The sequence below is a fragment of the Pseudarthrobacter sp. NamB4 genome, assembly GCF_005796185.1.
Classification (GTDB): Bacteria; Actinomycetota; Actinomycetes; order Actinomycetales; family Micrococcaceae; genus Arthrobacter.
In genome coordinates this window covers 43,986-64,242 of record NZ_VAHM01000015.1, presented here as the reverse complement: position 1 = coordinate 64,242, position 20,257 = coordinate 43,986, and the positions used below count along the sequence as shown (strand labels likewise).

The window sequence follows — 20,257 nt, the reverse complement described above, 5'->3', positions numbered from 1 at the left end:
TCCCTGTCAGATCCAGTACGTCGGATACCTGGCTCCGCGGAGCCAGGACCCGAGCATCCCGAACGCCACCAGGATGCAGGCGGCGATCCCGGAACACACCACAAAGGAGACCTGTCCCGTCGTCGCCATGGTACCGATGACTGCGGTGGCGGCCGCCGGCGAATGGGGCATCCTCAGCCACAAAGTCGCGCCGATAGCCACACTGCCCGCAACCGCGGCAGCCCAGAACGAATGGCTGACCAACCCCGTGCCCACCCCCACCAGGGCGGAAACCACCTGCCCTCCGATCACGCTCCGCGGCTGCGAAAGAGGCAGATGGGGCGCCGCGGCCACGAGCGCCATGGACGCGGCCATCGGGGGAATGAGCAGGAGGTGGCCGGACAGCTTCCCCAGCAGCACCAGGCAGCCGAGGGCGGCAACGCTGGTCAAAGTGGTGGCAACCAGCTTTGCCATCGGAGGCCGGCCGGGAGCCTGGGAGGACCAGCGCCTGCGGGGCTGAGCGGGATGAACCGATGACCGGGCAGGACTGGTAACGGGCACGGCCATCCCCTTTACCCGGCGACGAAGTACAGGCGCTTGTTGACGAACTCACCCATGCCCAACGGACCCATTTCCCGGCCAAAACCTGAACGCTTCACGCCGCCGAAGGGAAGTTCCGCTGCCTCCGCAGCGATGATGTTGACGTGCGCCATGCCAACGTTCAGGCGGGACGCAATTTTCGCCGCACGTGCTGTGTCGGTGGAGAAGACCGAACCGCCCAGGCCGAAGTCCGAATCATTGGCGAGTTCAAGCGCTTCTTCATCGCTTGCTACCTTGTACACAGTCGCCACGGGCCCGAAGATCTCTTCGCGGAAGGACGCCGAATCGCGGCTAATCCCTGTCAGGACGGCCGGCGAGAAGTAGGCACCTTCCCCTTCCGAAAGAACACCGCCAACTTCAAGCGTGGCACCTTCGGCGACAGCGCGCTGGACCTGGGCGTTCACTTGCTCCGCGGCAGCCCTGCTGGAGAGCGGACCGTAGGCGCCCTCCGGCATGTTCAGGGGATCACCCGGCACGAGCCCGTCAGCGAGCTTCTTCAGCTGGGCCACGAACTCGTCATAGATGTCTTCCATGACGATCATCCGCTTGTTGCCGTTGCACACCTGGCCCCCGTTGAAGACCCGGAAGTTCCAGGCGTCCGCAGCGACCGATGCGAGGTCATGGGAGTCGAGCACGATCATGGGGTCGGTTCCGCCGAGTTCGAGGACAGCCTTCTTGAGGTGCCTGCCGGCCTGCTGTCCGATAATGGAGCCGGCCTGCTCAGAGCCTGTGAGGGACACGCCCTGCACCCGGGGATCGGCGATGATCGCAGCGATTTGGTCGTGGGTGGCAAAGATATTGGCGTAGCCGCCGTCGGGAACCCCTGCTTCTTCCATGATCTGCTGGATCGCCAGCGCTGAACGGGGGCAGATGTCTGCGTGCTTGAGCAGGATGGTGTTGCCGATGACCAGGTTGGGCGCAGCGAAGCGGGCCACCTGGTAATACGGGAAGTTCCAGGGCATGACGCCAAGCAGGACACCCACGGGGCAGTTCTCGATGATCGCCTTGCCCGGAACAGTGCTGGGAATCTCCTGGTCAACAGCGAGGCTGGGGCCGTGCACGCCATAGTAGTCAAGGATCGAAGCGGCGAACTCCACCTCTTCGATGCCCTCTGCCAGGGGTTTGCCCATCTCCAGTGCGATGAACCTGGCGAGCTCTTCCTTGCGCTCTTCGAACAGCTCAGCGATGCGGCGGACAACCGCTGCTCTCTCCTGAATGCTTTTTTCGCGCCACAGGCCGTAGGCGGCGTCAGCACTGGTCAGTGCCTGCTGGATCTGTTCGTCCGAAGCTGCTTCAAAGGTCTCGACGACCTCACCTGTTGCGGGGTTCTGAACCCGGTACCGGGACATGGTGCTCCTTTGTTGTGTTGCTTCTCTGACGGGTTCCTGGTGCCCAAAGCTCTTTGTAGTCAGGGCTGATACGTGAACCGGCTGCCCGTGGTCGGTGCCTTTTCCACGGTCAGGTGATGCCCGGTGATGTTGCGATACATGCGGCGCTCCAGGGTGGGCGAAAGAATCCACAGAGCCGAACCACTCGTCGTTTTCGCCACGACTGTTCCGTGATGCAGGAGTTGGCCGTTGTTGGAGAGTGACACTTCGGTGCCAAGTTCAACTTTGGCCCATGCATTACGTGTTGCGGGTTCCACTTTCATTTGGCTGCTCTTCCGTCTCTTGCCACGACGTCGTGGACTGGATTGCCAGCGTGCAGGTTTTTTCGGGTGTCGGTCAGTTGCCGCCCGGCTGGATTCCTTCAGGGGCCCAGGGGTAGCCGGTTGCCAGGGGTGCACCGTCGTCGTGGCGGGAGAGCCACTCGACCGCAGCCTCGTGGTAGCGGTGGAAACCCTTGTAGTCGACGAGCTCCGGGTCCAGCGAAGCGAGGGCACGGTGGATGCGCTTTGCCCAGTCGGGTGCGTATTCCACCAGCTCAGCCAGGCTGACCAGGTAAGTACGGACGGGGAACACTATGGCGTTCGACCGGGGCAGACGGTGCAGGGGCTGCAGTTCGATGCGCAGGTACACCTTTTCTCCCGCGTTTTCGCCGTTGACGGTCGCCCGATCAGGGGCCCATTCCGGGAGCGTTTCAACTGAGGTCTCGAGACGCGGGTTGACGGTGAGCGACCAGTTGACCCGCCGGACGGGGTGGCCGGGCTTCATGCGCAGCAGGAACTTGAGAGCCCTGTCCAGGATGCCCATTTCGTGCAGCTTGGGCACCGGGCCGTGGAATTCGAAGAAGCTCATGCCGAGGTTGAACTTCAATGAGTAGTCAGCCCGCTGGGTGGTCATGCCTGCGCCGATGACGAGCGTATTGTCCTTTTCCTCGAGGACTACGAATTCGCCCTGTGCCTGCCGGGTGGCGTACTCCATCGGGTCCATCGGCAAAGTGGACGGGTCACCGAACGTGAAGGAATCGTCGATGCCGAGTAGCCGGTTCTGCCACCGCCACTCGTTTCCGTTCTTGGTGAGGGTGAAGTGCTCCGGAAAGTCCCTGGCGTAGGACTCAAAAATGAGCTCGAGCAGATCCCACTGCGCTTCCAGCATGTGCGGCAGTGCAAGGTAGTGGACGCCCGGCATATCGCTGAGCATCTGGGCGCGGTGGGTGCACTCGGAGACGTAGTGTTCATCGATATCGAACGCGGCCCGCAGGGCGCCGTTTCCGGCCGGAACGTGTGGTTCCAGGTTCATAGAGTACATGTAATCGTCGTCGGGGAACGGGAACGGCAGCCGGCGAACGCCCTCGGGTGAGTTCCGGAACTGGTATTTGCCTTCCGGCGTGTAGGTCTCGTCCGTTTTAAAGGCGGCTGATTCAGATATCGCGGTCATGGGATTTTTCCTTAAGCGTTGATGACGAGTTTGGTGCAGGTGGCCCGCGATACGCAGGGCATGATGAGCTTGCAGGTTGCCCGGTCCGACTCGGACAGCCAGTCGTCGCGGTGATCGATGGTGCCGTCAAGTTCCAGGACCTCGGTTTCGCACTCTCCGCAGGCGCCTCCCCTGCAGAGGTAGGGCAGCTTGTGGCCTGCCTCCTCCACTGCTTCGAGCAGTGATTGCTCGGGAGACACCTCGATAACTGCTCCGGAGCGCGCCAGGGTCACGGAGAACGGGTCGCCGGTGGAACCCAGGTCCTCGAATCTTTCGAAGTGGATGTTCGAGTCCGACCAGCCAAGGGCGTGGGCGGAATTGACCACGTCATCGATCATTCGCGTTGGCCCGCATACGTAGGCGTGCGTGCCAAGTGGCCGTCCTGCCAGGACGTCCATGGTGTTGAGCCGGGATTCGCCGTCGTGGCCATACAGGGTGACCCGCTCGCCGTAGCGCTCCTTAAGCTCGTGGCCAAGGGCAGCGTGCTCCGGGCCGCGGACGGCCAGGTGCAGCTCGAAGGAGCTTCCCTTAAGGCTGAGTTCTTCGAGCTGGGCAAAGACGGGGGTGATGCCCACGCCGCCGGCGATGAAGAGGTGGTGCCGGGCGTGTTTCGACACCGGGAAAAGGTTGGCCGGAATACCTGCGAGGAGAATATCGCCCTCGCGGACGTTGGTGTGCATGGCCAGCGAGCCGCGCTTGCCGTCGTCGACCCTGCGGACGGCTATCTGGTACTCGCTGGTGTCGTAAGGCGAACTCATCAGTGAGTACGCGTTGCGCCTGGTGTCTCCATCGGCCGGGATCAGGACGGTGATGTGGCTGCCGCCCGAGAAGGGCGGGAGCCAGGAGCCGTCGGCTGCGCCGAAGGTGTACCGGTTGATTTCCGGGGTCACCGCTTCGATTCGTTTTACCCGGAGCCGCAGGGCTCCGTGCTGGGACTCGCTCACGTATCCAACTCCTCATTTTCCGGCATTTCGCCGGGTACTTCGCTGTCTGCTTTCACTCCTTGGAAGGCCGCGAGCCTTCCGGAGTAGTGGTCGCGAACGATCAGGTTCAGTTCACAGCCCGGGCATTCAAAGATCCGGTGGGTGACATTCTCGGAATAGTGGCCACAGTGCGCGCACCACACGCGCCTTACAAAGGAACCGGCGTGCTCGCGCAGCACTTCGTCCCGGTTCATGCCGTAAGAGGTGGCCACCTGCATTGAGGTGCCGATAAACCCCTCAGAACCGGTCAGGTACAGCCGGGTGCCCATCTTCGCGGTCGCCAGGTACGCATCGAGTCCGCTGACGGCGTCTGCGTTAGTTGGGAACACGGCCAGGTCACGCACCTTGAACTGTTGGAGATCGATCAAATAGTTCTGGCCGGTGAATGATTCGGTTGAGTACAGTACGGTGGTTGCCGCCAGCTGTTCAGGGGTCATCGCCCGGAGCAGGCGTACCAGCGCTTTCCCGCCGCTGCCCTGGCCGGCAGCGAGGTGGATGAGGCCGCTCGCCATCGGCGTCAGCTCGTCGTATACAGGTCGGCTCTTGATGCCGGTAATCAGCATGGGATTTTGTTACCTTTCGTCCTTCACAGCGGCGGGCGGGCGGAGAGCGCCGGAACTGCATCGGCCGCCGGAGCGTCGCCTTTGAGGTGGGGCTTCTTCCAGGCCATGTACAGCAGACCGAGCGCGACCACCGTGACGGCGGAGATCAGGACCACGTGGTTGGCGAACCACCCGTCTTCGGGTGTCCGAGGCCAGGCCATGTCGACCATGCCAAGCACACCCCAAGCGAGAGCTGCGATATTTACCGGAATGCCCCATACGCCCAGCCGGAAAGCTCCGTTCGGCTTCCAGCCCAGGATGCGTGCCCGAAGCGCGGCAACGACAACCATCTGGAAGCCCATGTACATGCCCATGGCAGCGAAGGAAATGATGACGGTGAGCGCGTCGCTGGAGACCTTGGATCCGATGACGATGAGTGCCGGCACCAGCCCGGCCAGGAGCAGAGCATAAGGAGGCACATGGCGGGATTCGCTGAACGCGCTCAGGAGCTTGCTGGCCGGAAGGATTCCGTCACGGGCCATCGAGTAGGCAAGGCGGGAGGTTGCCGCCTGCAGGCTCAGCACGCAGGAGAGGAACGAGATAAGGACGACTGCGAGAACGGCCTTGAAACCGATGGGGCCAAACGCCGAAAGGAGGATGTTGCCCACAGGGTCCGTCTCGGTCCCTGAAATCACGGCAGCGAAATCGGGAACTGCAAGGATAAGGGACAGGCAGACGAACATCGCCGCGAAACCGCCAATGTAGATGGTCATCCGCATGGCTTTGGGGATGGTACGGCCCGGGTTGGGGACCTCCTCCGCTACGTCGCCGCAGGCCTCAAAGCCGTAGTACTGGAAGATGCCAATGAGTCCGGCAGCCGCAAATGCAAAGAAGTAGTTGTTGCCTTCCCCTGCACCAAAAGTCTGGAACAGGACGCTGAGGTCATGATGCCTTGCGGTAGCAAGCAGCCAGATGCCCACTACCAGGGCGCCACCCAGCTCTGCGAGGAGGCCGATCATGGCCACTGCGTTCAGCACTTTTGTGCCACCAAGGTTCAGGACTGTAGCAAGCGCTATAACCACGAGGCCGCACAGGATCGTGGCGTCCACGCTGCTTTCCATGCCGGCCAGGGTGCTCAGGAACGGGCCAGCCCCGTATGCGACGCTGGCGATAGTGGTCAGGAGCGCTACCAGGTAGACCCAGCCATTCATCCAGCCCCATTTGCGGCCCCAGAGCCTTCTGGACCACGGATAGACGCCGCCGGCCACTGGATAGGCCGCTACCACTTCACCGAAAACCGTTGCCACCAGGAGTTGTCCGACTCCCACGATGACCAGGGACCAAAACATCGGCGGCCCGGCCACGCTCAGGGATGCCGCGAACAAGGAATAAATCGCTACTACAGGTGACAGGTAGGTGAATCCCAGCGAGACGTTCCCCCAGAACGTCATCTCCCGCTTGAATTGCCTCTCGTATGAATAACCAAGGCTGGCAAGATGCTGAGCGTCGTCATCGACGTCAAGCTCCCCAACCGGTTCGGGGGTTTCTACACGCATTGGACTCCTTCTTTCGGTCATTACCGCTACCTGTGAGCGGGACCACGTCGTAAAAACCATAGTTTCATATCTTTAGGAGCGCAACCTCTGCCGGCGAGCCCGCAAAAAGTAGGTCTTTTTGCCGCTTCCTCAGGTACATCCGCTTCCTAAAACTATGAAATCCACTCTTTTTGCCCCTCCTGAAGTACACTTCAGAAGTAGCGAAGCCAGCAGGTCTTACCGGTATTAGAGTTACTGCTGTCCCTATTTCCGATGGAGTCGTTCTTGGCATCTACCACCGCTTTCCAAGCCCAGGTGTACCGGGCGTTGCCGGAAACAGAGCGCTCCGAAGCCATCGTCAACAGGATCTCCAAGGCGATCGCCCTTGGCCTGCTGAAGGTTGGCGAGCGGCTTCCCCCCGAAACAGCACTGTCGGAGATGTTTGGCGTTGCGCCGTCCACTCTCCGGGAGGCGTTGTCCGACCTTCGTGATCAGGGAATTGTTGCCACGCGGAGGGGGCGCAGTGGCGGCACGTTCGTCGTCAAGCAGCCCTTCACATCCGCCGATGTCATAAAAAAATGGTTCCAGGACACGTCCATTGCCGAGATCCGGGATCTGGGGGACGAGCATGCTGCCATCGCCGCCGCAACCGTACGACTGGCCTGTGAACGGGCGGAACCTCATGAGATCAACCGGCTGTTGGAACTTGCCCGGAGCGTTGTCATGACGGACAAATCAGAACTGCAGGCACGCGCCGACAGCAGATTCCATATCGAGCTGGCGGTCCTGGCGCAGTCCCCAAGGCTTACGAATGCAGAAATCAGGCTCCAAGCCGAGACAGTTCAAGCGCTGTGGGCCCCGGTATCACTGACCCGGGACCCGGAACAGGTGGCCGCCGAGCACTTGGCCTTGGCCCGCGCCATCGCAAATGACGCACCTGAAGATGCTCAGCGACTGGTGCTGGAGCACATCCGGCATGACGTCCACCATCTGGTGGACGCGAAATTGTCCCTCGGATACCCGACGTATCAGCAGGAGCGCCCATGACAACCACTACCCCTGCGACCAAGGCCGCGAAGGAAATTGCTGCCTGGACGAACGCTCTCGGGCTGGACGTCGACAAGTTCGCATCCCGCACGGCCGCGTTGTGGACGAATCACCACAGCCCTTTCAGCGTTACGCCCCGGGACGTGGGGCAGCTGGAGAGCATGAGCAAGGACTTCCTCGAAACGCACAGTTTCGTGGTGGGAGCTGGAGTCATCTTCTCCGCAGACGCCATCGAGAACCGGGACGGCGTTCTGGAGTGGTGGATCAGACGTGGAGAGGGAATCGAAAAGCTGGAATTCGATCTCACCCCTGGCGGCGAGCGGTTTTACGATTACCAGAACATGCCCTTCTTCACCTCAGCAAGCCGCACAGGGGAACGGTCGATGTGGGGGCCCTATGTCGACTACCTCGGCCTGGACGAATACATCCTCACCTACACCGCACCCATCCATGTAGGTGGAGAGTTTGCCGGGGTAGCCGGCTGCGACATCAGGATCCGCAAGCTTGAAGAGATCTTCATGCCCGCGCTTCGTGCCATCCCGGGAGACGCCGCCCTCCTCAATGGAAGCAACCGCGTCGTCGTAGGAAACTCCGGGGCGTACCTGGTCGGCGAAAGAATCCGCCACATCCCCGGCGACAAACAACTGCTCCCGGTCGAGGTGGAACATCTGGGACTGTCACTGTTGAGCGGCTCTTAGCTGCCTCGAACCCGTGGCGCACAAGACACTGCTTGCGCTAAGCGCAACGGGCGGGCAACTTTCCCGGAGTCACTTTGGCAGCACGGCTATTCCGTCGATCTCCACCTTCATTCCGGGCCCGAGACCGGCGGAGACGGTGGTCCGGGCGGGATAGGGCTTGTCGAAGAACTCTCCGTAGACCTCGTTCATCCCGGGGAACTCCCCGTGTTCGCTGATGAACACACGTACAGTGACGAAGTCGTTCATGCTTCCGCCGGCGGCCTCGATCACGTATTTGAGGTTTTGGAGCGTCTGGCGCGTCTGGTCCCTGATGTCCTCACCCACCAGCTGGCCGGTTTTGGCGTCGAAGCCGCCCTGTCCTGCAAGGTACAGGGTGGTCCCCACCTTCACGGCCTGCGAATACGCGGCGACAGGCGTCGGTGCGAGGTCGGTAACGATGTCCTGCTTAGTCATCTGCACTGTTCTTCCTTTTCGTTGGGCTTTCCAGGTGGGAGAAGTAGTCAAGGGCGGATGGATCACCGAGGGCACTGCCTACCCCAACACCGACAGCGCCGGCGTCGAGGAAGTCCTGGGCGTTGGACGGGGTGACCCCTCCAACCGCAACGAAACTTACCTGCGGGAACGGCCCGGCGAGGGTCTTCAAGGTGCCCGGACCTGCCATGTCCGATGGGAACAGCTTCTGGACGTTCAGGGACATGCTGAGCGCACCGTGGATCTCCGTAGGCGTTGCCACTCCAGGCAAGATGGGGAGCCCGAGCTCCTGCGCTCCCCGAATGGACGGCGGGAAAAACCCCGGGGCGACCAGGAACTGGGCACCTGCCTCCTGCGCACGGTCAACGTCATCGGGTGTGCAGATGGTTCCTGCGCCAATCTGCCGGTCGGGGTGGGCTGAAGCAGCCTCAGCAGCTCCCTTCAGCGCGAGGTATGCCTCCTGGGACTGGAGCGGAACCTCCACCAGGCGGATCCCGGAATCCCAGCAACGGACAGCCATCTCCACGGTCTCTGCTGCAGGCAGGCCCCGGAGGATGGCGATCACAGGCGACACTGTCAGGTGGCGGAGGAAGAAGTCGGAATTGTCGGCCACGGCGCTTCCTTGATTCTTGGGGAGACGGTGCGACTCCCACCCTATATAGTGGTTGCACATGCTGTCCAGAGCATTGCGTATACTGCAACGGAGGAATTGTGCAGACACTTAGGGTATGGCTGAAGGCAGGGCACACTGTCGAAATCATCCGGCGTCTTTTGCCCGAATTCCGCGCCTCCACAGGAATCGAGGTGGCCCTTGAGCTCGTCCCTGAGGGAGTGGCCCACGACGCACTGGTGCAAGGGTCTGCGCTGGCCGATGTGGTCACGGTGCCCTTTTGGTACCTCGAGGAATTGCGCGCCGCGGGGAACCTGCTGCCCGTCGCAACGGCCGACGTCGGACTGGACGAACGTGCCTTCGTCCCCGATGCGCTTGGGGCGCTGCGGCGGGGCGGGGTGCTCTGGGCCGTGCCCCACACCCTCACCGGGGGCATGCTGGCCTACCGGCAGGACGCCTTCGACGCAGCCGGATTAGGGCGGCCACAGTCCCTGGCGGACGTCCTTACCGCCGACGCCGTGCTGCAGGAGCGGGGCATGGGCCTCGTTGCCCGCTGCAACGGAGAGTTCTCCTCCCTGGAGACCTTCTCCGGCTGGGCCGCGGCCAAGAGTGTGAGGCTTCTTCCCGACGCCGGCGACCCAACCTTCGAGGACCTGCGCGACGGCGCCGGGGACCTCGTGCAGGCACTTTCCGGCGGGCCGCGGGACTTGACGGCGCTGGATTACGCGGGGGTGGGCAACCTGGTCAGCGCCGGACACGCCTCCCATCTCTTCGACACCAGCGCCTGGGCCTTCCAGTTCGAGGAGCCAGGATCGCCGGTGCGGGGCCTGATGGGCTACACGACCGTGGGCGACGCGCTCCCAGCCCAGTTCGTCTATGCCGAAGGCCTGGGCATCACGGCGGGCTGCCGCAGCGAAGAGGCCGCGCGGCAGTTCATTGCATGGCGCCACTCCGAGGAGGTGCTCCGCGCCGAGGTTGAGGGCGTCCGCCGCATCGATATCCCGCGCGCGGACCTGCGCGAGCGGGACTGGTACAGGGACTTTGTTGCCGCGGCGGGCCTGCAGGACTGCCTGCGGGCGGTGGATAAATCCTGGTCCGGCATCGACTTCCGCCACATCCCGCTGCGGGTGGATTTCGTGGGGGCAGCCCGGCGCCTGATGAGCGCTATCAGCGGGACAGTCTCAGGAAAGTACGTCTCGCTGGCAGAGGCCTACGACGTCACGTACCAACAGGACGGCCGCCCACGATGACCTCATTGATCTGGTACAGCGCCCCCAGGTCTTCGAGCGGATCTGCGTCGAGGCACAGGACGTCCGCCGGCCGTCCCACGTCGAGGTATCCCGCGCCGCCTCCCAGGAGCCTGGAACCGTTGACGGTCATGGCTCGAAGTACCGAGGCCGGGTCCATGCCGGCGCGGTTCAGGTGCAGCGCCTGCTCCTGCATGCCGAACCCATGCGGGTTGAATGTTGTTCCGGCATCCGTTCCCACAGCCAGCGGCAGCCGCGCCGTTACCGCCAGTTCCAGCGCGGCGCGCTCGTGCGGGGCATGGACAAGGATTTTCGCCAGTGCCTCAGGGTTTGCGGTCTCCCGTTGGTCGGACGAGACGAATCGCTCGGTGGCGACCAGCGTGCTGACCAGGGTGCAGCGGCTCCCATTCAACAGCGCGGCCTCGTCCGCCGTGAGGTAGGAGAAGTGCTCAATGGAGTCCACCCCTGCCTCGATGGCATTCCTGATCCCGTCCCGCCCGTGCGCGTGGGCTGCCACGGCGAGTCCGGAACGGTGCGCGGCCGCCGCCACGTTGCTGATCAGAGAGGGTTCCATTTGGGTGGCGCCGGGTACGGTGCCGGTGGTGATGACACCGCCGGTGGCAAAGAGCTTGACCCAGTGCGCGGCGAGGCCCGCAATGGCCTCGATGGCCTCCTCGTATTCGCCCGGCGTCGTCGCCCATCGGGAAAGGAAATTGCCGTGGCCTGTGGGCGAGCTGATGGCACCGGCCGCCACGATCCGCGGCGCTTGCGCAGTACCGAGGCCGCCAGCCTTCACTGCGTGCAGCACCGCATCCTCCGGGCTGCCGAGGTCCCTCACGGTGGTCACTCCGGACTGGAGATGGCTGAAGGCGTTGGCCTCGATCAGGTCCTGCCGGGCATCGGGGTGCGAGGCTCTCGCCTCCCGCTCCACATCCGCCCCGCCGGAAAGCGCAAGGTGCACGTGGCAGTCCACCAGCCCCGGGATTGCCACCGCGGCCGGGTGACGGGGTACTTCAGCTGGTCCCTCCCCGGTTCCCAGGGCCGCGATAAGTCCGCCTTCGATTGTCATCCAGACATTGTCCACGGGCTTCAGCTCCGGGCCGAGGAGCGCTTTCCTGAAGCGAATTGCCTTATACATTTCCGTCCTATCAACCATCGGAGGTTTCCATGATCAGCACCTCAATCCGGGTTGCAGTTGTTGGTGCCGGTGACTTCGGCCGGCGGCATATAGCCGTGCTGGCTGCCCTTCCCGAGTTCGAGCTGGTCGCAGTCGCGGACCGCAATGAAGGAGCTGCGCGGGAGAGCGCGCAGCTGCACGGGGCTCGGCCCTTCAGCAGCCTTGAGGCGGTCCTCGCGCAACTTGAGATTGACGCCGTTGTCATTGCCACTCCCCCGGCTGCCCACGTCGCAGACCTCTTCATATCGCTCGACAAGGCTCTCCCTGTCCTCGTCGAGAAGCCGGTCGCCACAAGCGAGGAAGACCTGGCGAGGCTGGAAAACCTGCCGTCCCCGCTCCGGCAACTGGTCCTCCCTGGCCATATCAGCCGCTACCTTCCGTCCTTCTGCGCCTTGCGGGAGCGGATGAGCGGTGAGAGTGTCAGAGCAATCAGGGCCGTTAGGTATGTCCCCCGCGAACGAGTGGCAATGCACGGGGAGTCGCATCCCGCCCTGAGCGCGATGGTTCACGATTTCGACCTCATCCGCGCCTTGGCGCCTTCCGAACTGGTGCATGTCAGTTCCGTCCAATCGTGGATCGATCCGGCCCGGCCCCATCCGCAAGCGGTTTTCGTCCATCTCCGCTTCGCAGACGGGACGATCGCATCAGTCGATAACCTCTGGACTCTGCCTCACAGCCGGAAGTACATCGACGCACGCCTGGAAGTCTCATCGGACGAAACCCTTGCAGTACTTTCCCTTCCTGGAGGGGAAGTTTCGTTTGCGGGCCCTGCGGGGGACTATTCTCCCGCCGTTGAACTCGAGGGGTCTGTGTACGGTGTGCCGGCCGGGGCACTGGCAAACCAGCTCCGGTACTTCGCGGCGCACGTGCGGGGAACTGTCGCGGACACGGCAGTGACCTTGGAGGATGCGCTCTGGTCCGTGCGGCTTGCCCTGCAGGTGCAGCGGCAGGCATCGGACGCCTAGGTGAACTCCCTGCCAATGGCCGCCGCTGTCTCCTGAAGAAGGGGTTCGAGGCCCAGGAGCTGGTCATGCGGAAGGGTAATCACCGGCGCGGACACTGAGACAGCATGTGAAACCGCGCCCGACCCTGTAATGATGGGCACGGCAACGCAGTGGATGAAGTCCTCGTGCTCCCGGTCATCAATGGCGTAGCCACGCTGGCGTATCTGCTCCAACTCCGCCAAGAAGGCCTCGGCGGTCACGATGGTTCGCTCGGTATGGCGAACGTATTCAATCCTGTGTGCCAGCTCGATCTGCTCGTTCATTGGGCGGTGGGCCATGATCGCTTTGGCTACCCCGGTACAGTACAGAGGAGCGGTGGCTCCGATGCGGGAGTACATGCGTACCGCCGTCTGCGCTTCGTACTTGTCGATGTAGAACACCTCGCCCTCATCGAAGGCCGCAAGGTGGATTGTCTGCTGGGTTTTCTCTCCGAGCATGCGGATGTACGGGGCAGCGATTGGGCGGATGTCCAGGCTGCCCAATGCCACCGCAGCCAGCTTGAAAAGCTGGGGACCAAGGCGGTACCGGTGGGTGTCGTTATGCCTCACGTAGCCCTGGGCTTCCAGCGTCTGAAGCAGGCGCAGGGCAGTGGACTTGTGCACCCCAAGCATCTCAGCCGTCTCGGCAAGGTCCTTCTCGCCCTCGCCCAGGAACGGAAGGATCTGCAGGGCGCGGTCAACGGTTTGGGACACGTATGTTACTGCTTTCTTCTAATGCGGGCGTAAAGCGCTGGCCTCTCCAACGTTCGTCGGTGAGCTGCAACAGCTCACTTATGTATTCTCGCCCCGGAAGGGCGCCTATGTCTGTTACTACGCTCAGCGAGCAGCTGGCCACGATGGTTCCGAGCCGTCCGGCGTCGCGGATCGTCATCCCCCTGAGGTAGCCGGAGAGGAAACCAGCGGCGAATGCGTCACCGGCACCCACGGGCTCAACGACGTCGACGATGAGGGCGGGCACGAAGACCTGCTCGTCCCCGCGGAAGACAGTGCAGCCTTCCGCGCCCTGCTTCACCACCAGGATTTCAGGCTCGCTGAGAAGCCGTCGCACCTCCAATGGATGCCTCGAACCCCACAGGTCGCTCGCCTCGTCCAGTCCGACGAACACGATGTCCACGGCGCGGGCGGTTTCGAGCATGGCCGCCGGGCCGTCGTCGTCCTTCCACAGCGCCGGCCGCCAGTTGACATCGAATGACACAGCGGCGCCCGTGGCCCTCGTCTTGATGGCCTCCAACAGGAAATCCCTGCATGACGGGGATAACGCCAAGGTGATCCCGCTGAGATGAAGCACCCTCGCTCCAAGGGAACTGACAAGCCTGGCCGTGTCGGGGCCCATGGTGCTCGCGGCGGACCCGGATCGGTAGTACAACACCTTGGTCTGTGCCGCGGATCGATCCTTGAAGGCCACACCGGTGGGCCGCTCAGGGTCCCGGGCAACGTGCCCGACGTCGACGCCGAAGCTGTGGACTTGGTCCAGCAGGAAGCGGCCGAAAGGATCATCTCCGACCTTGCTGATCCAGGCTACATCGCTTCCGAGCATGGACAGGTAGGCCGCAACGTTTGATTCCGCTCCCGCCACGGAAAGCCGGAACGTCGTCGCGACGCCCATCTCACCAGGGCTTTCGGGCACCAGCATTGCCATGGACTCACCTGCGCAGACCACATCTGCCGCAGATATTCCAGATTTCTCTTTCAAGAGTTCTCCCCGGTACCCCTCGGTGAATGTGATTGACACTACAAAACACGACTGTAATCATGGAAGCATCCTTTTGCAACAGCCGTTGCACACTATGCAATAGCTCGGGAGGGCTGATGAAAGCATTGAAAAAGGGGTGGCTGACCGGCATGGCGGCTCTTGTCACCAGCGCCCTGATGATCACGTCATGTGGTGGCGGCGGCGCCACCGAGACCACCCCTACCGGGGGGCGGGAGTCCTTCCAGGGGACGAATCTGCGCGTGCTGCTGAAGGAGGGCTATGAGATCCAGGCCATCCAGCAGTTCAAGGGAGAATTCGAGGAGGCCACCGGGATCAAGGTCGATCTTGAGGTGTACGACGAGCCGACGGCACGGCAGAAGCTCGTGCTCGATTCCACATCGGGGACGGGGACCTACGACATCACATCCGGATCCTTCTGGAACATGCCCGAGTTCGTCTCGGCCCAGTGGCTCGAGCCACTCGATGAATACGTCAGCAAGGCCAAGGACGATTGGCTGGTGATGGACGACATCCCCAAGGGTGCACTTGAGTCAATGACGATCGACGGCAAGCTCTACGCCCTTCCGCACACCATCATCGGCGGCATGTTCTTCTACCGGGCGGACGTCTTCCAGGAGCTGGGAATCCAGCCCCCGCAGACCACCGATGAGATCCTCGCAGCAGCGAAGGTGATCAAGGAGAGGCGCCCGGACCTTATCCCGTTCAGCGCCCGTGGCGCGTCGACGTTCGCTTCGCTCGGCACCGAGATTGGCTGGTCCTACGGCTACGACGCGCTCCTGTTCGACAAGGACGGCAACCCACAGGCCAATAGTTCTGAGATGAAGAAGGCCATGGCCGACTTCGTCACGCTGATGAAGGACTACGGCCCCAGTGACGCCGCGACGCTGACCTTCACCCAGGCCGGTGAGAAGTTCTCCTCCGGCCAGGCGGCGATGATGTTCGATACCTCCGGGTTCGGCACCATCTTCGAGGATGCCAAGCAGTCCCAGGTTGCCGGGAAGATCGGGTACACCCTTCCCACCGGCCCCAGCGGCAAGAAGCTCCAGTGGCTGTACAACGAGGGCCTGGCCATCACGGCGAAGAGCAAGAACAAGAACGCCGCCTGGCTGTTCCTCCAGTGGAGGATGTCCCGGGACACCACTATGAAGGAGCTGACGCAGCTGAACCGAACGGATGTGCCCAACCTGAACGTCCTGCAGAGCAAGGAGTACTCCGACTACATGGCGTCGAAGGGCCTTGAGGAATTCAGCGCAGCCCTCCAGGAAAGCTGGGAAGGGACCACAGCGGAGCACTGGCCCTTCTACCCGGAGTTCACCTCCATTGGTGACACCTTCACCAAGGAGATTTCAGCGGCAATAGCCGGCAGCAAGTCCGTGGACGACGCGCTGGAGACGGCGCAGTCGGAGCTGACCACCATCATGAAGAACGCAGGGCACCTGAAGTGACCGGTTACCTGCTCCGGGGAGGCACCGTGTTCGACGGCGCCTCCCCGCGCAGGTCCCCCGGAGACCTGCGGATGGTCGATGGAAGGATCGTCGAGCTCGGCCGGGACCTGCCGGTCGATGGCAGCACCCTTATTGACGTCGGAGGCCTGTGGGTGATGCCCGGATTCATCGATGCCCATTCCCACGCCGACGCTGCGGCCCTAACCGGGGAAGGCATGGAAGCCAGGGGTCTGGCCGGCGTCACCACGGAGATTGTGGGCCAGGACGGCCTGGGACTGTCCTTTGCCAGTGGTGAGTCGCACCGGATCATGGCCGACACCCTCGAGCCGATCGCCGGGACACTCCCTGAGAAGGAATTCCCGGATACGCAGTCCTACCTCGACTTCGCCGATCGCGGCGCCTTCACACGGGTGGCCACCTTGGTCCCGCACGGCACCGTCCGCGCAAAGGTGATGGGCAGGCAACTCAGGGACGCATCGGAGGAAGAGCGCGCAGCGATGCGCCGCCTGTTCCAGACCGGCATGGACCAGGGCGCCCTCGGGCTGTCCACCGGGCTGAGTTACGCCCCGGCGCTGGCTGCAACAACCGCAGAATTAATCGACGTCACCGGCGAGCTGCCGCCGGGTACGCCCTATGTCACCCACCTGCGGGACTACGGACCCGGCCTGGAGGAGTCGCTGGATGAGGCGGTAAAGATCTGCAGCCGCAGCGGCCTGTCACTGCACCTGTCCCATTTCCATATCTCTGGTCCCGGTAGGGCGGGCACGGCAGGGCAGTTCACCGAGCGCCTGCACGGTGCGGGACAGGAGGTCACCTGGGACACCTATCCCTATACGGCCGGCTGCACATTCATCGGCGCGCTTCTGCCACGCTCCGTCCAGTCCCTGAACGTCCCGGACCTCCTCGCCCACACCAGCGACCCGGCCCGGGCAGCGGACCTTGCTGCTGAGCTGGACGCCCGCGGTCCCGGGCCCACCTTCGCTGCGGGCTGGGATGCCATCTACGTGGCGGGCCTCCAGGGGACCCCGCTGGAACGCTGGGACTACTGGTCCATTGCGCGCATCGCCGAAGAGGAAGGCCTCTCCTGCGGGCGGGCCGTCCTGCAGCTCTTCGTCCAGGCGCAGGGCCGTGCCTGCGTACTGGTGGACCAGGGCCACCAGGACAACATCCGAACCCTTGCCAGCACCGGCAACCACCTCGTGGGGTCGGACGGCATCCTCGGATCCGGCATCCCCCACCCCCGGGCAACCAACAGCTTCTACCGGTTCCTGGACTGGGCAAACCGCGCCCTCCTGGATGTATCGGTCGAGCAGATGGTGTCCCGGATGACGTCCCGCACCGCTGCCCGTTTCGGTCTTTCCACCGGCCGTCTTGCGCCAGGGAAGCCTGCCGACGTCCTGGTCATCCAGCCGGAGAAGCTCGAAGAAGGACCGTCGATGGGCCCCTACACCCCAAGGGCCCTGCAGCACTCGTTTATCGGAGGTGTTCCGATCGTCAGCGAGGGATCGTGGCAGGGTTCCAAGCTCCCCGGCCTTGCCGCCAGAAGGGAAGCGCCAGCATGAAAACCGTCTGTCAGAGCTGTGGAACGGCGTTTGCCGGCACCTCCGGGCACTGCGTCGCCTGCGGAGGAGTATGCCTGAGGACCGACCCGTGGTCTGCCCCGCCGGAGAGCGCCCCCTCACACACCCCGCTGGTCCGGAGCAGGATTCCGGGGCTTGAAGGCACCTGGTTGAAAGTCGAGGGAGCTAATCCCAGCGGGTCCTTCAAGGACCGCGTAATGGACGTGCTCGTTCGTGAGGCGGTGGCCGCAGGAGCCCCGGGAGCCGTCGTCGCCTCCTCCGGAAATGCGGCCGTAGCCGCAGCGACGCACTGCGCCCGCGCCCACCTGCCCCTCCTGGTCCTGGTCCCGGAACAAGTCCCCGCCCCGATCCTGGCCATGGTCCAGTTGCGCGGCGCGACCATCCTCCGCGCGGGTGAAGGCCCCGCGGCCGTGCATCACCTGGCCCGACTTGTCTCGGAGAAATACGGCGTGCCGAACCTCGCCTCCACTTTCGGTGCCTCCGGCTGCGAGTGGGCCTGCAGGTCCATCGGGCACGAAATCTCAGTCCAGCTGAAGGACCGGGAGGTGACTACCCTCGCCGCCTCCATCAGTGTCGGCCCGGTCCTTTTAGGTTCGGCACGTGGGCTCACCGAATCAGGACGGCCTTTCCCCCGCATGGTGGCGGGACAGGCAGCAGGCTGTGCCCCGATTGCTAAGGCCTTCTTCGAGGGCAGACAGGAAGTCCAGCCATGGGAAGGACCCGTCCTGACCAGGGCCACCTCGATCGCGGACAGGCTTAACGGGTACGCCACGGAGGCCACCTTCTTCCTGAACCGCGTCCGGGCCAGCAACGGCACCATGAGCGCGGCCGATGACGCCCTGCTCCGTGACATTCGCATGGACCTTGCCCGGTATGACGGGCTGGACGTCGAATTGTCATCCTGTGCTGCGGTTGCAGCCCTCATTGCCTCCCGGCTGGGCGGCGAGGAATCAGTATGCATCCTCACCGGCGCAGGCGTGAAGGAAACCCTTGCGGGGTGGGAGCCCACTCCCCCAGGCGCCGTCGATGAGTTTTTCCGTTCAGTCCTCAACGACCCCGCCGGCGCGCAGGAGGTGGACCAGTGGATTCACGAGTATCAGTTGTAACAGGCGGAGCCAGCGGTATCGGCCTCGCCGTCGCCCGCAGGCTCGCCGCCCACGGCCCTGTCGTCGTCGCCGATCTCGACGAGGCAGCGCTCGCCTCCGCCGGGCAGGAGGGCCTGTCCCCCTACCGCCTTGACGTGGGTGACGCCGGCGGGTGGGCAGGGTTCGCCAGTCACCTCCGTGAGGAGTACGGCCGCGTCGATGCCCTGGTCCACAACGCCGGCATCGCCCCGATAGCGCCACTTACCGAGACCACCAACGCCCAAATCGATGCCACCTACGCAACGAATGTCCGCTCCGTCCTTGTCGGCACCCGGGAGCTCTGGGACCTCCTCACCGCGGCCCGCGGAAGCATCGTCAATGTCGCCTCGGTCGCGGCACTTGTTGGGCAGGACCGCTCCGCGGCCTATGTCGCATCCAAGGGCGCCGTGGTTGCCCTAACCCGGGCACTGGCCATAGAACTCGCACCGCACGGGGTCCGGGTCAACTCGGTGTGCCCCGGCACCACCATGACTCCCCTGCTGGAACGCCACTTCAAAAGCATTCCTGCGGGAGACCAGGCGCAGGAGCACCTGACCCGGCGCCATCCCCTCGGCCGGCTCCTCACCCCGGAGGACATCGCGCCCTCGATCGTGCACCTGCTGTTCCCCGAAACGGCAGGGGCAATGACCGGCACCAACATCGTCGTCGACGGCGGCCTGACGGCTTCTTTCGACTACGGCGACTCATTTTCCGGAGGAGGATCACATGCACGTTAGGACCGTGCGGGGAGTGGCCGAACTCGACCCCGCCCTGGGTGTACTGCCCCACGAACACGTTGTCATCGACTACCGGCAGAAGGAAGGAGCCGCACCACCGCCCACGCTTGCCAAAGAGGACGACTGCGTCCGGGCCCTCAAGGCCCTCCCCCCGCTGGGCGTCCAGGCCATCGTGGACTGCACGCCTCCGGGTTACGGAAGGGACCTGGACTTCCTGCGGCGCGTCAGCGAGCGGAGCGGCGTCCACATCATCGCCAGTACAGGGACGTTCTGCGAGCAGTGGAGTGGCCAGCCCGCGTGGGTGCGTAACGCCGCCGTCGAAGACCTGGCCGCTGCCTTCATCGCCGAACTTAACCGCGGCTGCGGTGTCATCAAGGTTGCCACGAGCCACGGCGAAGCCACCGGAAACGAGATCAAAGCAATCCATGCTGCGGCGCAGGCCCACCGGGAAACCGGCGTGCCCATAGTGAGCCACACCACCGGCTCGCTGGGTATCGAACAGGCCGGGCTCTACAAGGAACTGGGCGTCGACCTGGAGAAAGTCCTCATCTCGCACGTATGCGCGGACGAGGAACCTCCCGAATACGCCATCGAGATAGCCCAGCGAGGAGCTTTCGTGGGCTTCGACAGGATCGGGCACACCTCCCACAGCGACGACCACTGGATCCAGCTCATGCAAAAGCTCGCCGCGGAGGGACTGGCCGGCAGGATCCTGCTAAGCCACGACAGCGTCCAGCAGTTCAACGGCCCGGAGGCGATTGCAGGCCACACCTTCAGCGATATCTCCTACCTGCCGGAATCCTTCCGGCACCGCGCGCTGGAGGCTGGGCTCCAACGCGACATCTTCGCGCAGCTCACAATAGCCAACCCCCTGAGGTGGCTGGCATCGAATGAGGTGAAATAGAAA

Annotated in this window: 21 protein-coding genes; 9 read left to right on the top strand and 12 right to left on the bottom strand. The window is 63.5% G+C overall.

Annotated features, from left to right (window positions below; translation table 11 throughout):
- Positions 1 to 6 precede the first annotated feature (6 nt).
- The 7 genes from FDW81_RS14220 to FDW81_RS14190 all read right to left on the bottom strand — a co-directional run bounded on the left by FDW81_RS14220 (position 7) and on the right by FDW81_RS14190 (position 6,518).
- Complete coding sequence (locus tag FDW81_RS14220) at positions 7 to 453, bottom strand: HPP family protein (protein WP_240720293.1); 447 nt, start codon at positions 451 to 453, stop codon at positions 7 to 9.
- A gap of 98 nt (positions 454 to 551) precedes the next feature.
- Positions 552 to 1,928 carry an NAD-dependent succinate-semialdehyde dehydrogenase gene (locus FDW81_RS14215; protein ID WP_138134840.1) on the bottom strand — a complete coding sequence of 459 codons (1,377 nt, stop codon included), beginning with the start codon at positions 1,926 to 1,928 and terminating at the stop codon, positions 552 to 554.
- Between the two features lie 59 nt (positions 1,929 to 1,987).
- Positions 1,988 to 2,230: a hypothetical protein gene (locus FDW81_RS14210; RefSeq protein ID WP_138134838.1), complete on the bottom strand. Its 243-nt coding sequence runs from the start codon at positions 2,228 to 2,230 to the stop codon at positions 1,988 to 1,990.
- 73 nt (positions 2,231 to 2,303) lie between these two features.
- Positions 2,304 to 3,398: a DUF3445 domain-containing protein gene (locus FDW81_RS14205; protein ID WP_138134836.1), complete on the bottom strand. Its 1,095-nt coding sequence runs from the start codon at positions 3,396 to 3,398 to the stop codon at positions 2,304 to 2,306.
- A gap of 11 nt (positions 3,399 to 3,409) precedes the next feature.
- A complete protein-coding gene (locus tag FDW81_RS14200; protein ID WP_138134834.1) occupies positions 3,410 to 4,381 on the bottom strand; it encodes a PDR/VanB family oxidoreductase in 972 nt (323 codons plus the stop codon).
- The gene (locus tag FDW81_RS14195) at positions 4,378 to 4,983 is read right to left on the bottom strand and encodes a dimethylamine monooxygenase subunit DmmA family protein (RefSeq protein WP_138134832.1); all 606 of its coding nucleotides are present in this window, start codon (positions 4,981 to 4,983) and stop codon (positions 4,378 to 4,380) included. The genes FDW81_RS14200 and FDW81_RS14195 overlap by 4 nt, the downstream gene beginning before the upstream one ends.
- A 23-nt stretch (positions 4,984 to 5,006) precedes the next feature.
- Positions 5,007 to 6,518 carry an APC family permease gene (locus tag FDW81_RS14190; RefSeq protein WP_205754618.1) on the bottom strand — a complete coding sequence of 504 codons (1,512 nt, stop codon included), beginning with the start codon at positions 6,516 to 6,518 and terminating at the stop codon, positions 5,007 to 5,009.
- A 264-nt stretch (positions 6,519 to 6,782) separates the two neighbouring features.
- Between FDW81_RS14190 and FDW81_RS14185 the strand changes: the two genes are divergently transcribed.
- Together FDW81_RS14185 and FDW81_RS14180 are read left to right on the top strand one after the other, a co-directional pair.
- Entirely contained in the window at positions 6,783 to 7,544 is a 762-nt protein-coding gene (locus tag FDW81_RS14185) for a FadR/GntR family transcriptional regulator (RefSeq protein WP_138134828.1), read from the top strand.
- Complete coding sequence (locus FDW81_RS14180; RefSeq protein ID WP_138134826.1) at positions 7,541 to 8,242, top strand: cache domain-containing protein; 702 nt, start codon at positions 7,541 to 7,543, stop codon at positions 8,240 to 8,242. Before FDW81_RS14185 ends, FDW81_RS14180 begins: the two co-directional genes overlap by 4 nt.
- A 69-nt stretch (positions 8,243 to 8,311) precedes the next feature.
- On the opposite strand, the gene FDW81_RS14175 is transcribed toward FDW81_RS14180, so the two are convergent.
- Positions 8,312 to 8,695, bottom strand: a complete 384-nt coding sequence (locus tag FDW81_RS14175) for a RidA family protein (protein WP_138134824.1) — start codon at positions 8,693 to 8,695, stop codon at positions 8,312 to 8,314.
- The gene (locus FDW81_RS14170; protein WP_205754617.1) at positions 8,688 to 9,326 is read right to left on the bottom strand and encodes a bifunctional 4-hydroxy-2-oxoglutarate aldolase/2-dehydro-3-deoxy-phosphogluconate aldolase; all 639 of its coding nucleotides are present in this window, start codon (positions 9,324 to 9,326) and stop codon (positions 8,688 to 8,690) included. The genes FDW81_RS14175 and FDW81_RS14170 overlap by 8 nt, the downstream gene beginning before the upstream one ends.
- Before the next feature lie 98 nt (positions 9,327 to 9,424).
- On the opposite strand from FDW81_RS14170, the gene FDW81_RS14165 reads away from it, so the two are divergent.
- On the top strand, positions 9,425 to 10,573 hold the full coding sequence (locus FDW81_RS14165; protein ID WP_171027220.1) for an ABC transporter substrate-binding protein: 1,149 nt from the start codon (positions 9,425 to 9,427) through the stop codon (positions 10,571 to 10,573).
- On the opposite strand, the gene FDW81_RS14160 is transcribed toward FDW81_RS14165, so the two are convergent.
- Positions 10,542 to 11,708, bottom strand: coding sequence for an amidohydrolase family protein (locus FDW81_RS14160; protein WP_171027219.1), 1,167 nt, complete (start codon positions 11,706 to 11,708; stop codon positions 10,542 to 10,544). The two genes, FDW81_RS14165 and FDW81_RS14160, sit on opposite strands and share 32 nt — an antisense overlap.
- Positions 11,709 to 11,737: 29 nt before the next feature.
- On the opposite strand from FDW81_RS14160, the gene FDW81_RS14155 reads away from it, so the two are divergent.
- Positions 11,738 to 12,712: a Gfo/Idh/MocA family protein gene (locus FDW81_RS14155; RefSeq protein ID WP_138134816.1), complete on the top strand. Its 975-nt coding sequence runs from the start codon at positions 11,738 to 11,740 to the stop codon at positions 12,710 to 12,712.
- Here FDW81_RS14155 and FDW81_RS14150 read toward each other — a convergent pair.
- Complete coding sequence (locus tag FDW81_RS14150; RefSeq protein WP_138134814.1) at positions 12,709 to 13,443, bottom strand: IclR family transcriptional regulator; 735 nt, start codon at positions 13,441 to 13,443, stop codon at positions 12,709 to 12,711. The genes FDW81_RS14155 and FDW81_RS14150 overlap by 4 nt on opposite strands.
- Positions 13,427 to 14,443: a sugar kinase gene (locus FDW81_RS14145; protein WP_138134813.1), complete on the bottom strand. Its 1,017-nt coding sequence runs from the start codon at positions 14,441 to 14,443 to the stop codon at positions 13,427 to 13,429. Before FDW81_RS14145 ends, FDW81_RS14150 begins: the two co-directional genes overlap by 17 nt.
- A 116-nt stretch (positions 14,444 to 14,559) precedes the next feature.
- Here FDW81_RS14145 and FDW81_RS14140 point away from each other — a divergent pair, with 116 nt between their 5' ends.
- From FDW81_RS14140 to FDW81_RS14120, 5 genes are read left to right on the top strand one after another with little or no spacing between them, the layout of a single operon-like run.
- A complete protein-coding gene (locus tag FDW81_RS14140; protein ID WP_171027218.1) occupies positions 14,560 to 15,909 on the top strand; it encodes an ABC transporter substrate-binding protein in 1,350 nt (449 codons plus the stop codon).
- Positions 15,906 to 17,471, top strand: coding sequence for an amidohydrolase family protein (locus tag FDW81_RS14135; RefSeq protein ID WP_138134811.1), 1,566 nt, complete (start codon positions 15,906 to 15,908; stop codon positions 17,469 to 17,471). Before FDW81_RS14140 ends, FDW81_RS14135 begins: the two co-directional genes overlap by 4 nt.
- A complete protein-coding gene (locus tag FDW81_RS14130) occupies positions 17,468 to 18,595 on the top strand; it encodes a pyridoxal-phosphate dependent enzyme (RefSeq protein ID WP_138134810.1) in 1,128 nt (375 codons plus the stop codon). Before FDW81_RS14135 ends, FDW81_RS14130 begins: the two co-directional genes overlap by 4 nt.
- Positions 18,571 to 19,350, top strand: coding sequence for an SDR family NAD(P)-dependent oxidoreductase (locus FDW81_RS14125; protein ID WP_138134809.1), 780 nt, complete (start codon positions 18,571 to 18,573; stop codon positions 19,348 to 19,350). Before FDW81_RS14130 ends, FDW81_RS14125 begins: the two co-directional genes overlap by 25 nt.
- Positions 19,340 to 20,254, top strand: a complete 915-nt coding sequence (locus tag FDW81_RS14120) for a phosphotriesterase (RefSeq protein ID WP_138134807.1) — start codon at positions 19,340 to 19,342, stop codon at positions 20,252 to 20,254. Before FDW81_RS14125 ends, FDW81_RS14120 begins: the two co-directional genes overlap by 11 nt.
- Positions 20,255 to 20,257: the final 3 nt, after the last annotated feature.

What these genes read in the sequence shown, in the direction of transcription:
- FDW81_RS14220 (WP_240720293.1), bottom strand. Translation starts at nt 453, where the DNA reads ATGGCAAAGCTGGTTGCCACCACTTTGACCAGCGTTGCCGCCCTCGGC.
- FDW81_RS14215 (WP_138134840.1), bottom strand. Translation starts at nt 1,928, where the DNA reads ATGTCCCGGTACCGGGTTCAGAACCCCGCAACAGGTGAGGTCGTCGAG.
- FDW81_RS14210 (WP_138134838.1), bottom strand. Translation starts at nt 2,230, where the DNA reads ATGAAAGTGGAACCCGCAACACGTAATGCATGGGCCAAAGTTGAACTT.
- FDW81_RS14205 (WP_138134836.1), bottom strand. Translation starts at nt 3,398, where the DNA reads ATGACCGCGATATCTGAATCAGCCGCCTTTAAAACGGACGAGACCTAC.
- FDW81_RS14195 (WP_138134832.1), bottom strand. Translation starts at nt 4,983, where the DNA reads ATGCTGATTACCGGCATCAAGAGCCGACCTGTATACGACGAGCTGACG.
- FDW81_RS14190 (WP_205754618.1), bottom strand. Translation starts at nt 6,518, where the DNA reads ATGCGTGTAGAAACCCCCGAACCGGTTGGGGAGCTTGACGTCGATGAC.
- FDW81_RS14180 (WP_138134826.1), top strand. Translation starts at nt 7,541, where the DNA reads ATGACAACCACTACCCCTGCGACCAAGGCCGCGAAGGAAATTGCTGCC.
- FDW81_RS14175 (WP_138134824.1), bottom strand. Translation starts at nt 8,695, where the DNA reads ATGACTAAGCAGGACATCGTTACCGACCTCGCACCGACGCCTGTCGCC.
- FDW81_RS14160 (WP_171027219.1), bottom strand. Translation starts at nt 11,708, where the DNA reads ATGTATAAGGCAATTCGCTTCAGGAAAGCGCTCCTCGGCCCGGAGCTG.
- FDW81_RS14155 (WP_138134816.1), top strand. Translation starts at nt 11,738, where the DNA reads ATGATCAGCACCTCAATCCGGGTTGCAGTTGTTGGTGCCGGTGACTTC.
- FDW81_RS14140 (WP_171027218.1), top strand. Translation starts at nt 14,560, where the DNA reads ATGAAAGCATTGAAAAAGGGGTGGCTGACCGGCATGGCGGCTCTTGTC.
- FDW81_RS14130 (WP_138134810.1), top strand. Translation starts at nt 17,468, where the DNA reads ATGAAAACCGTCTGTCAGAGCTGTGGAACGGCGTTTGCCGGCACCTCC.
- FDW81_RS14120 (WP_138134807.1), top strand. Translation starts at nt 19,340, where the DNA reads ATGCACGTTAGGACCGTGCGGGGAGTGGCCGAACTCGACCCCGCCCTG.